We start from the raw sequence: 10,652 nt of genomic DNA on the forward strand, positions 1-10,652 counted from the left end.
GCCCCCGCCGCCGCGCCGTCATGACACACCGAGGAGAAACGTCGTGGCGGTCAGCGTCTTCGACCTGTTCAGCATCGGCATCGGGCCGTCGAGTTCACACACCGTGGGCCCGATGCGCGCCGCGCTGATCTTCGCCGACGGCCTGCGCGCCGCCGGGCTGCTCGACCGGGTCGCTCGGGTCCGCGCCGAGCTGTTCGGCTCGCTCGGCGCCACCGGGCACGGCCACGGCAGCGACAAGGCCGTGCTGCTCGGCCTGGAGGGCGAACGCCCCGAGGACATCGACACCGACGCGGTGCCCACCAGGGTCGCGGCGATCCGGGCCACGGCCGGGCTGCGGCTGCTCGGCACCCACCCGATCGCCTTCACCGAGGACACCGACCTGGTCATGCACCGCCGCAAGGCGCTGCCGCTGCACCCCAACGGCATGACCTTCACCGCCTTCGACGCGGCGGGGGAGCGGCTCGCCGAGCGCACCTACTACTCGGTGGGCGGCGGCTTCGTGCTCGACCAGGAGGCCGCCGACGGGCCGGTGATCTCCGCCGACACCACCCCGGTGCCGTACCCGTTCCGCACCGGTGCCGACCTGCTCGCGCACTGCGCCGCGCACGGGCTGACCGTCGCCGGGGTGATGCTGGCCAACGAACTGGTGTGGCGCACCGAGGCCGAGGTCCGCGCGGGCCTGCTCGACATCTGGCAGGTCATGCGCGACTGCGTGGCGGCCGGGTGCGCGCGCGACGGCACCCTCCCCGGCGGCCTCAAGGTCCCGCGCCGCGCCAAGGCGCTGCACGAGAAGCTGCTCGCCGAGGATGGCGCGGGCGACCCGCTCTACGTCATGGACTGGGTGAGCCTCTACGCGCTCGCGGTCAACGAGGAGAACGCCTCCGGCGGCCGGGTCGTCACCGCGCCCACCAACGGCGCCGCGGGCATCATCCCCGCCGTCCTGCACTACTACACCCGGTTCATCCCCACCGCCACGCTCGACGGCGTGGTCGACTTCCTGCTCACCGCCGCCGCGATCGGCGTGGTGCTCAAGGAGACCGGGTCCATCTCCGGTGCCGAGGTGGGCTGCCAGGGGGAGGTCGGCTCCGCCTGCGCCATGGCCGCGGCGGGCCTCACCGCCGTGCTCGGCGGCACCGTCGCCCAGGTCGAGAACGCCGCCGAGATCGGGCTGGAGCACCACCTCGGCCTGACCTGCGACCCGGTCGGCGGCCTGGTGCAGATCCCGTGCATCGAGCGCAACGCGGTCGGGTCGACCAAGGCCATCAACGCCTCCCGGATGGCGCTGCGCGGCGACGGCACGCACATCGTCCACCTGGACAAGGTGATCAAGACCATGCGCCAGACCGGCGCGGACATGCACACCAAGTACAAGGAGACCGCGCGCGGGGGCCTGGCCCTGAACGTCATCGAGTGCTGAGCCGCCCGGTCCGTCTACCTGTTGTCCGGTTCCGGCACCGACCGCGCCGCCCACGGGTCCACCGGCCCCGGACCACCACCCCGGCCCACGGGCCTGGCTGCGCTCCGCCTTGGACTCCGGCGGCCACCGCGGCGACTGGGCCGCGCCCGCGTCGTGCACCGGGGGCGGGGTCGGTCAGGACGCCTCCCGCCTGCCCGACCCGGCCGCGGCCACCGCGTCCCGCAGCTCGTCGCGGGTCATCTTGGAGCGGCCCTTGACGTCCAGCTCGCGGGCCATCTTCTCCAGCTCCGCCTTGCTCAGCCCGTCGAGGTCGACCGACGGCTTCTTCGACGACCCCGCCGACGGCTTGGCCGAGCCCCCGCCCTCGCGGCGCTTCTTGCGGCTCTCCACGCTCTTGCTCAGCGCCTCGAACAGGTCGACCACCTTCGTCGGGCTGCTCGGCGCCTCCTCGGTGACGATCTCGCGGCCCTGGCGCTTGTCCTCGATGAGCTGCTCGACCCGCTGGGTGTAGGTGTCGTGGTGGTCCTCCGGCGACCACTCCTCGGTCATCGACTCGATCAGGTTGACCGCCATGTCCAGCTCCCGGCCGCGCGCCGGGGTGATCTCCGGCATCGACTTGAGCTCGTCGGCCGGGTCGCGGATGTCCTCGGGGAACAGCAGCGTGGTCAGCATCAGCAGGTCGCCGCCCGCGCGCACCGCGGTCAGGTACTCCTTGCCGCGCATGACGAAACCGGCGATCCCGGCCCGGTTGGTCTTGCGCATCGCCTGCAGCAGCAGGCTGTAGGCCTTGCCGTACTCGTCCTTGGCCGGGGCCAGCCAGTAGGTCTTCTGGAAGTGGATCGGGTCGATCTCGTCGAGGTCGACGAACGCGGTGATGTCGATCGTGCGCGAGCGGCCGGGCGCGATCTGGTCCAGCTCGTCCGGCTCGACGATCACGTACTCGCCGCCGCCGACCTCCGCGCCCTTGACGATGTCGGCGTAGGCGACCTCCTCGCCGGTGCGCTCGTTGACCCGCTTGTACCGGATGCGGTCCGAGGTGCCCCGCTCGAACTGCCGGAAGCTGACGGTGTGGTCCTCGGTCGCGCCGAACATGTCGACCGGGACGGTCACCAGCCCGAAGTTGATCGCTCCGTGCCAAATCGGTCGCGCCACGTCACCCTCCCCGGGGGCCGCTCCGGTTGTCCGGCCCCCAGTGTGACCCACGACCACCGGGAAAGTCCTGTTCAACGGCCCACCGGAAAATCGACGCACAGTTCGTTTGACCCCGCAACCGGTTGGGTAACACCGGCTCAACCAGCGACGAGGGGAGCCCCGCCATGAGCGACGTCTCACGCCTGCCCGGTCCGATCGCGGACACGTGGGACTGGCAGCGCCACGGGTCGTGCCGGGGCATGGACAGCGCCCGCTTCTTCCACCCGGACTCCGAGCGCGGCCAGGCCAGGGCCGCCAGGGTCCGCACGGCCAAGGAGATCTGCCAGGGCTGCCCGGTGCTGGCGCAGTGCCGCGAGCACGCGCTGACCGTGGTGGAGCCCTACGGCATCTGGGGCGGCCTGGACGAGGCCGAGCGCCGCGCCGCCCACGCCGCCCGCACCCGCGTGAGCAAGGCGGGCGTCCGGGCCTGACCCGAGGACACGAGAGCCGGGATCGACGTCGATCCCGGCTCCTCTGCGTGTGCTGCTCAGAGCCTTGGTCTCTTGGTGTGCCCGGGCGGGTGTGCTCAGGTTTCGAGCCCGGTCGTTTGGTGGGTGGTGCCCGGCTGGGTGGATGTGTTTGGCCGGGGCCCCTATGGCGATCATGTGTTCCAGTGCGTCAGGTGGGGCTGAAAAGATGCCCCACCGCCCAGGCAGGCTGTCACATGATCGCCACCCCCGGCCAAACACATCCACCCACCCGGGCCTCTGCGTAGCCGGGCCGCCGGTTTTCGGGGTGGTCGGCTGGGCAAGCGCCTCCGCCCGCCCGGGCAGTCGCTCGCTGGCCGGCGGTTTTCGGGGTGGTTGGCTGGGCAAGCGCGTCCACCCGCCCGGGTATGTGCTCGCCGGGTGGGCGGTTCGTGGAGAGCTTGCTTTGAGGGCTGGGTCTAGCCCTTGCCGGGTTCCTCGACCAGGCCGGTGCGCAGTGTCTCCAGCGTCTTGGTCAGCAGCCGTGACACGTGCATCTGCGACACGCCGATCCGTTCGGCGATCTGGGTCTGGGTCATGTTCTTGAAGAACCGCAGCAGCAGGATGGTGCGCTCGCGCTCGGGCAGCCGCTCGATCAGTGGGCGCAGCGACTCGTGGTCCTCGATGCCCAGCAGTCCGGCGTCGTCCTCGCCGAGGGTGTCCGCCAGGGGGTCCGAGCCCGGTTCGCCCGCCGACAGCGCCTCGTCGAGGGAGACCGACTGGTAGACCTGCCCGGCTTCCAGCCCCTCGTAGACGTCCTCCTTGGGGATGTCCAGGTGGGCGGCGATCTCACTCGGCGTCGGCGCCCGGCCCAGCCGCTGCGACAGCTCGTTGCCCGCCGCGGAGATGGTCAGGTGCAGCTCCTTGAGCCGCCGGGGCACCCGCACCGACCAGGCGGTGTCGCGGAAGTACCGGCGCACCTCGCCCATGATCGTGGGGACCGCGTAGGACAGGAAGTCGATCCCGCGCGCGGGGTCGAACCGGTCCACGGCGTTGATCAGCCCCACGGTGCCCACCTGCACCAGGTCCTCGCGGGCGACGCCGCGGTGGGAGAAGCGGGTGGCGATGTGCTCGGCCAGCGGCAGGTGCCCGGTGACCAGGGCGTCGCGCACCGCCTCGCGGCGCGGGTCGCCCTGGGGCAGCTCGGCCAGCTCGGCGAACTTCGGCGCCAGGTGGGTGTACTCGTGGGTGCCCGATCCCTCGGGCGCGGTGGGGGCGGCACTCATGCGGTACCCCCCGTCCGGCCTCTGGCTATGTAGATGTGCAGGGTCGGTTGGCCGTCGGGCCCGGGGCCCGCCCAGGAGTCCACCCGGTCGGTCAGCGTGGTGAGCACCCGCCAGCCGAAGGATGAGGTGTCGACGACGACCTCCGCGGCGGTGGTGGCCGCCGCCTCGAAGCACACCAGGTCGCCGTCGCGGACGAACGAGCACTCCAGCTCGCTGCCCGGCACCGCCCGGGTGATCAGGGTCGAGCACACCTCGTCGACGGCGAGCTTGAAGTCGGAGATCGCATCGATGTCGTGGTCCTGCAACGCGGCCACGGTGCCCGCCACGGACCGCACGACCGGCAGGTTCAGCAGGTCGGCAGCGAACCGCAGCCTGATCCGGTCGTCGACCGCGGGCGTGAAGCCTGCCCGCGGCGCGGCCGTCGCCGCCCGGTTGTCGGGCACCCCGCCGTCGTACACCCCGCGATCACTGTCGGTCATCGTGCTCGAACTCCCATCCTCGGCTCGGCGCACCCTCCCGGGCGGCCGGTCCATCGTCGCAGGCCCACCCCGACCCCCGCCCCCCAAGGGGGCGCAGGCAGGGCTCACCGGCGCTCGCCCGCGATCGGGCCCAGCACCTCGTACGGCGGGACCCAACCCCGGTCGAGCAGCAGCCGGTACAGCTCGTGCAGTGCCCGGGACCTGGTCGCGTCGTCCTCGGCGGCCACCAGCGCCCGCACCGCGGCGAGCAGCCCGGGGTCGGCGCGCATCGCGTCCGCGTCCGCGTCGACCTCCGGCCCGGTCTCGTCCGCGCCCGTCTTGCGCCGCAGGTACGCCTCCAGCGGCTCGGCGCCCGGCTCGGCGAACATGCCCACCACCAGGTGGGCCACCCGGTGCAGCTTGGTGTTGTACTGCTGCGACAGCCGGACCAGCGCCTCGAACGCCTCGTTCGGCGAGCAGCGGCGCAGCACCACCAGCACGCCCATGGCCTGCTCGATGGTGGCCCTGGTGCGCAGGGCCCGCCGCAGACCGTCCAGTTCAGACCGCAACTGGTCGACGGCACCGTCATTCCCGTCGGTCATCGGCGCGCACCACCGCGTTCCGGACCGCCGCGCTCTGGGCCGCGCACCGGCGATCTTCGCGCCGCACTGCCCATCCTCGCTCCTCCTGGCTCGAATCCCGGTCTGTGGCCGTGGGTTCGCGCGGGCGAGGAGGACGCGTCGGACAGCGCCGACGCGGGTGCGGGCCGGGCAACACGCAGCTACTCGCTTCACGCGAGCGCCGGAGCCGCCAACTGGTGTCGTCCCCGACGCGCTGCGGCTGCTTGCTCAACCGCTCCGCACCACTCTAAAGATCACGCCGAGGCGGGCACAAGGCAGGGTCCCGCCGCCCGGCCTGCGGGACGCCCGGAGCCCCTCTACGGTGGGTCGCGCAAGCCGCACGACGAGATGAGAACGCGACCGGAGGGCGATCCGGCCCCGGTCGACACGGAAAGGAGCCAGTGCATGCTGGCGGTGACGGAAGCGGCAGCGGACGCGATCAGCGCCCTGACCCAGCAGGACGGGATCGCCGATGAGGGCGGTCTGCGCTTCACCCTCGTGGAACCCGAGCAGCCCGACGGCGCGCCGCTCGCGGTGGCCCTGGCCCCGGCGCCCACCGACGGCGACCAGGTGGTGAGCCCCAAGCCCCAGGCCAACGTCTTCCTGGAGCCGGGAGCGGCCGACCTGTTGTCGGACAAGGTGCTCGACGTCCAGCAGGACGACGAGGGGCACCTGAACTTCGCGGTGCTGGAACAGCCCGCGACGGGCTGAGGTTCCCGGCGGTGCCGCAGTGCGAGATAGGCCACCATCGCACGGTCGGGTGATTGAATCCACCCGTCCTGGGTAATACCACCCTCAGGGTGGGCGAGACCAGGAGGCTGATGTGCGGCACGAACCGCTGGCGAGTACTTCCACGGCGACCATCCCCGCGACCCCATTGTGGCGCGGGCTGGACTACGGCCCCGGCGTCGTGGTGCTGGCACCCCGCGACGGGGAGCCCGAGGTGCCGCGGGCGTGGCAGCCGCTGGAGCAGCGCTACCAGCTCGCCTGGTGCGCGGTCCCCGACGAGGTGGAGCTGCTGCACCGGGTCGAGGACGTGCTGGAGACGCTCGCCGACCGCAACACCCGCACGCACGTCGTGGCGCACGCCGCGCTGGTGGACGTCGCCGTCCGCCTGGTCGCGGAGTTCCCCGGCACCGTGCGCGGGATCGTCCTGGTCGGCTCGGGCCCCGAGCCCGGGCCGACCGGGGTCCCGGTGCGCCGCGTGGCCGCCGGTGCGGCGGACCTGTCCGACGCCGCCGTGGTCCGCGAGGTCCGGCGGGTGCTGGAGGCCGGCGACGACGTCGAGCCCGCGCACCTGCGCCTGAACCTGCCGTTCGCCCGGTCCGGTGCTGCCTCTGTGCTCACGGGCCCGTACGCACCGTCGACGGCCGCCCGCGGCTGAGGCGCCCCGCCCGCGCCGGACCGGCGCGGGCAATATCGTGGGGGCATGAGCACACACTTCGACGTGGTCGTCCTCGGCGCGGGTCCCGGCGGGTACGTCGCGGCGATCCGCGCCACCCAGCTCGGGCTGTCCGCGGCCGTCATCGAGGAGAAGTACTGGGGCGGGGTCTGCCTCAACGTCGGCTGCATCCCGTCGAAGGCCCTGCTGCGCAACGCCGAACTCGCCCACCTGGTGCAGCACGAAGCCGAGGCGTTCGGCATCGAGAACGCGGGCGGGGTCCGCTTCGACTACGGCGCCGCGTACCGCCGCAGCCGCTCGGTCGCCGAGGGCCGGGTCAAGGGCGTGCACTACCTGATGAAGAAGAACGGCATCAAGCAGTTCGAGGGCCGGGGCACCTTCACCGACGCCAACACCATCGAGGTGGCGCTGGGTGACGGCGGGACCGAGACGGTCACCTTCGACCACGCGATCATCGCCGCGGGCGCCACCACCAGGCTGCTGCCCGGCACGTCGCTGTCGGAGCGGGTGGTGACCTACGAGGAGCAGATCCTCGCCGACTCCCTGCCGGAGAGCATCGTCATCGCCGGCGCGGGGGCGATCGGCGTCGAGTTCGCCTACGTCCTGCACAACTACGGCGTCAAGGTCACCATCGTCGAATTCCTCGACCGCGTCGTCCCCCTGGAGGACGTGGAGGTGTCGAAGGAACTGGCCCGCCGCTACAAGAAGCTGGGCATCGACATCCGCGTCGGCACCCGCGTGGAGAAGATCGACGACTCCGGCGACAAGGTCAGGGTCACGGTGTCGAAGAACGGCACCGAGGAGGTCCTGGAGACCGACAAGGTCATGCAGGCCATCGGCTTCCAGCCCCGCGTCGAGGGCTACGGCCTGGACAAGACCGGGGTGGAGCTGACCGAGCGCGGCGCCATCGCCATCGACGGCCGCTGCCGCACCTCGGTCCCGCACATCTTCGCCATCGGCGACGTCACCGCCAAGCTCATGCTGGCGCACGCCGCGGAGTCCATGGGCGTCATCGCCGCCGAGACCATCGCCGACGCGGAGACCATGGAGCTGGACTACGCCATGATCCCGCGCGCCACCTACTGCCAGCCGCAGATCGCCAGCTTCGGCTACACCGAGGCCCAGGCCCGGGAGAAGGGCTACGACGTCCAGGTCGCCAAGTTCCCCTTCACCGCCAACGGCAAGGCCCACGGCCTCGCCGACCCGGTCGGCTTCGTCAAGCTCATCAGCGACAAGGAGCACGGCGAACTCCTCGGCGGGCACCTGATCGGCCCGGAGGTGACCGAGCTGCTGCCGGAGCTGACCCTGGCCCAGCAGTGGGACCTCACGGTGCACGAGGTGGCCCGCAACGTCCACGCCCACCCCACCCTGGGCGAGGCCGTGAAGGAAGCCGTCCACGGTCTCGCCGGACACATGATCAACATGTAGTCCGACCGGCTTCGACCACATCGAGCGGCCCCCGGGGAGCAGTGCGCCCGGGGGCCGTTCGGGTTTCTGGTGCTCGATTTGGTTGCACACAACTCAATTGAGGGCTACTGTTCTCTTCGTACCCGAAACGAGGAGGCGGCTGTGAAGGCTCTGTACGAGGCTCAGGCGACGGCGACCGGTGACGGCCGCGGCGGGCACGTGCGCTCGTCCGACGGCGTGGTCGACACCGACCTGTCGGTGCCCAAGGGGCTGGGCGGTCCCGGTGGGGACAAGACCAACCCGGAGCAGCTCTTCGCCGCCGGGTACGCCGCCTGCTTCCACGGCGCGTTGCAGGTCGTGGCCCGGCAGGCGAAGCAGAAGATCGACGGGTCGCAGGTCGCCGCGAAGGTGGGCATCGGTTCCCTCGACACCGGCGGGTTCGGCCTCGAGGTCGCCCTGGAGGTGACCATCCCCGGTCTGGACAGGGACACCGCCCAGGACCTCGTGGAGAAGGCGCACCAGGTGTGCCCCTACTCCAACGCCACCCGTGGGAACATCGACGTTCAGCTCACCGTGGCCTGAACAGGAGCATGTGATGACCGAGCGTGACGCCGTTCGGCTGGAGCAGCAGCTCTGCTTCGCGCTGTACTCGGCGTCACGCGCGATGACCACCTGCTACCGGCCGCTGCTCGAGGACCTGGGGCTCACCTACCCGCAGTACCTGGTGATGCTGGCCCTCCTCGAGCGCGAACCGGTGACGGTCAAGGACCTCGGCGCCACGCTGCGCCTGGACTCCGGCACCCTGTCGCCGCTGCTCAAGCGGATGGCGGCGGCAGGGCTGCTGACGCGGTCGCGGAGTGCGGTCGATGAGCGGAGTGTGGTGGTGTCGTTGACCGAGGCGGGGGAGGCTTTGCGGGGGCGGATCGCTGAGGTGCCCGCTGGGGTTCTGGCGGCTTCGGGGAGTTCGCTGGAGCAGATCGTGGCTTTGCAGGCTGATGTGACCGCGTTCCTGGCTCGGATGGAACGCGCGGTCGGGGAGTAGTCCGGTCTGCTTGCCTTGACCCGGGGTTGTGCCCCTGTTGTAAAACCCGGTCGTTTGGTGGGTGTGCCCGGCTGGGTGGATGTGTTTGGCCGGGGCCCCTATGGCGATCATGTGCTCCAGTGCGTCAGGTGGGGCTGAAAAGATGCCCCACCGCCCAGGCAGGCTGTCACATGATCGCCACCCCCGGCCAAACACATCCACCCACCCGGGCCTCTGCGTAGCCGGGCCGCCGGTTTTCAGGGTGGTCGGCTGGCCAGGCGCCTCCACCCACCGGGCATGTCCGTAGCCGGGCCGGCGGTTTTCGGGGTGGTCGGCTGGGCCGCTGTGCCGGTGTTGTTCCGGGTGGCTGGTGGTCGGGCGGGCTGGGTCGACCGGATGGCTGGTTGTGCTCACTTTTGGCTGTTGGCGGGAGGCTCGCCCCTGGTCGGGGGCGGGCCTTCGGCGTAAGTTCGTCGGTATGCGAATCTTGAGCAGGCTGACCGTGGTGTGGGGTCTGGCTCTTCTCGTGATGGTGCTGCCCACGCCCTGGTGAGCCCAGGCCCGGCCGCTCCTAGTCGAGGAAGTCGAGCAGGAGGCGGTGGAAGGCCGCTGGGCGTTCCAGGTTGACCATGTGGCCCGCACCGGGGACGACCTCCGCCCGCGCTGAGGGCGCGGCTGCGGCGATGCGGTTGACGGCGCCGTGGATGTCGGTTGAGTCCTGGTCGCCCACCACCAGCAGGGTGGGTGCTGCCAGGTCGGCGAGTCGGTCCCAGGCGCCTGCCTCGGTGGCGAATCGTTGGCTGCCGGGGGTGTGGTGGGTGAAGTTCGCCGTGGCGATCGTGGCGCACTGGGTGCGGACCGCCGGGTCTACCTCGGTGGGGGAGCGGTGGGGGCCGTCCACCCACATGCGCAGGAAGCACTCCGCGATGACCGTGGAATCACCGCCGGATTCGCCGATGCGGCGCAGGTGGTCCAGTACGAACGGGTCCTGGAAGGCCATCCCGCTGACGCCGGGGGCGACGAGCACCAAGCGCTCCACCTGGGTCGGGTGGGTGAGGGCGAAGTCGATGCCGGTGCGCGCGCCCAGGGAGAGGCCCACCAGCGTCGCGCTCGGCAGTTCGAGGGCGCGCAGCAGGCTGTTCAGGTCCTCGTGGTGGGCGAAGGGGGCGGTGGGGGTGGAGGAGTTGCCGTGGCCTCGGGCGTCGTAGCGGATGACCGTGTGGTTCGCGGCCAGGAGCGTTGACTCCGCGTCCCACGTGCTGCGGTCCAGCGCGCCGCCGTGCAGCAGGACCACCGGAGTGCCCGCGCCCCGCAGTTCGAAGGCCAGCTCCCCGTCGGGGACCCCGACCTTGCCGGTGAACCGCCTGTCGATCGCCACGGGTCGCTCCCTCGCGCTGGGTCGGGGTCACGGTACCGAACGGGAACGACCCGCGAGCGCCGTTG

The 10,652-nt window shown here is 71.4% G+C and carries 12 protein-coding genes; 7 read left to right on the forward strand and 5 right to left on the reverse strand.

Going from position 1 to position 10,652, the window contains the following annotated elements; translation table 11 throughout:
- Positions 1 to 43: 43 nt before the first annotated feature.
- On the forward strand, positions 44 to 1,417 hold the full coding sequence (locus DFQ13_RS16660) for an L-serine ammonia-lyase (protein ID WP_110080421.1): 1,374 nt from the start codon (positions 44 to 46) through the stop codon (positions 1,415 to 1,417).
- Positions 1,418 to 1,591: 174 nt separating this feature from the next.
- Here the strand turns inward: DFQ13_RS16660 and ku are convergent, their stop codons facing one another.
- Complete coding sequence (gene ku, locus DFQ13_RS16665; RefSeq protein ID WP_035288617.1) at positions 1,592 to 2,569, reverse strand: non-homologous end joining protein Ku; 978 nt, start codon at positions 2,567 to 2,569, stop codon at positions 1,592 to 1,594.
- Between the two features lie 164 nt (positions 2,570 to 2,733).
- Here ku and DFQ13_RS16670 point away from each other — a divergent pair, with 164 nt between their 5' ends.
- Positions 2,734 to 3,039, forward strand: a complete 306-nt coding sequence (locus tag DFQ13_RS16670) for a WhiB family transcriptional regulator (RefSeq protein WP_035288619.1) — start codon at positions 2,734 to 2,736, stop codon at positions 3,037 to 3,039.
- 455 nt (positions 3,040 to 3,494) lie between these two features.
- Here the strand turns inward: DFQ13_RS16670 and DFQ13_RS16675 are convergent, their stop codons facing one another.
- The 3 genes from DFQ13_RS16675 to DFQ13_RS16685 all read right to left on the reverse strand — a co-directional run bounded on the left by DFQ13_RS16675 (position 3,495) and on the right by DFQ13_RS16685 (position 5,361).
- Positions 3,495 to 4,301: a SigB/SigF/SigG family RNA polymerase sigma factor gene (locus tag DFQ13_RS16675; RefSeq protein WP_035283111.1), complete on the reverse strand. Its 807-nt coding sequence runs from the start codon at positions 4,299 to 4,301 to the stop codon at positions 3,495 to 3,497.
- Positions 4,298 to 4,780 (reverse strand): ATP-binding protein, encoded by a 483-nt coding sequence (locus DFQ13_RS16680; protein ID WP_233427593.1) that lies wholly within the window; start codon positions 4,778 to 4,780, stop codon positions 4,298 to 4,300. Before DFQ13_RS16680 ends, DFQ13_RS16675 begins: the two co-directional genes overlap by 4 nt.
- Before the next feature lie 104 nt (positions 4,781 to 4,884).
- Positions 4,885 to 5,361, reverse strand: a complete 477-nt coding sequence (locus tag DFQ13_RS16685; RefSeq protein WP_052021214.1) for an ANTAR domain-containing protein — start codon at positions 5,359 to 5,361, stop codon at positions 4,885 to 4,887.
- Between the two features lie 423 nt (positions 5,362 to 5,784).
- On the opposite strand from DFQ13_RS16685, the gene DFQ13_RS16690 reads away from it, so the two are divergent.
- From DFQ13_RS16690 to DFQ13_RS16710, 5 genes are all read left to right on the forward strand, one after another.
- Entirely contained in the window at positions 5,785 to 6,090 is a 306-nt protein-coding gene (locus DFQ13_RS16690; protein ID WP_035283112.1) for a hypothetical protein, read from the forward strand.
- A 112-nt stretch (positions 6,091 to 6,202) separates the two neighbouring features.
- On the forward strand, positions 6,203 to 6,763 hold the full coding sequence (locus tag DFQ13_RS16695; RefSeq protein WP_146241251.1) for a hypothetical protein: 561 nt from the start codon (positions 6,203 to 6,205) through the stop codon (positions 6,761 to 6,763).
- A 45-nt stretch (positions 6,764 to 6,808) separates the two neighbouring features.
- Entirely contained in the window at positions 6,809 to 8,209 is a 1,401-nt protein-coding gene (gene lpdA, locus DFQ13_RS16700; RefSeq protein ID WP_035283115.1) for a dihydrolipoyl dehydrogenase, read from the forward strand.
- Positions 8,210 to 8,350: 141 nt separating this feature from the next.
- Positions 8,351 to 8,770 carry an organic hydroperoxide resistance protein gene (locus tag DFQ13_RS16705; RefSeq protein WP_035283116.1) on the forward strand — a complete coding sequence of 140 codons (420 nt, stop codon included), beginning with the start codon at positions 8,351 to 8,353 and terminating at the stop codon, positions 8,768 to 8,770.
- 13 nt (positions 8,771 to 8,783) lie between these two features.
- Positions 8,784 to 9,230 carry a MarR family winged helix-turn-helix transcriptional regulator gene (locus DFQ13_RS16710; RefSeq protein WP_110080423.1) on the forward strand — a complete coding sequence of 149 codons (447 nt, stop codon included), beginning with the start codon at positions 8,784 to 8,786 and terminating at the stop codon, positions 9,228 to 9,230.
- Between the two features lie 550 nt (positions 9,231 to 9,780).
- Here DFQ13_RS16710 and DFQ13_RS16715 read toward each other — a convergent pair.
- Entirely contained in the window at positions 9,781 to 10,587 is an 807-nt protein-coding gene (locus DFQ13_RS16715) for an alpha/beta fold hydrolase (RefSeq protein ID WP_233438442.1), read from the reverse strand.
- Between the last annotated feature and the right edge of the window lie 65 nt (positions 10,588 to 10,652).

It is taken from the genome of Actinokineospora spheciospongiae, from assembly GCF_003182415.1.
GTDB classification, from domain to species: Bacteria; Actinomycetota; Actinomycetes; order Mycobacteriales; family Pseudonocardiaceae; genus Actinokineospora; species Actinokineospora spheciospongiae.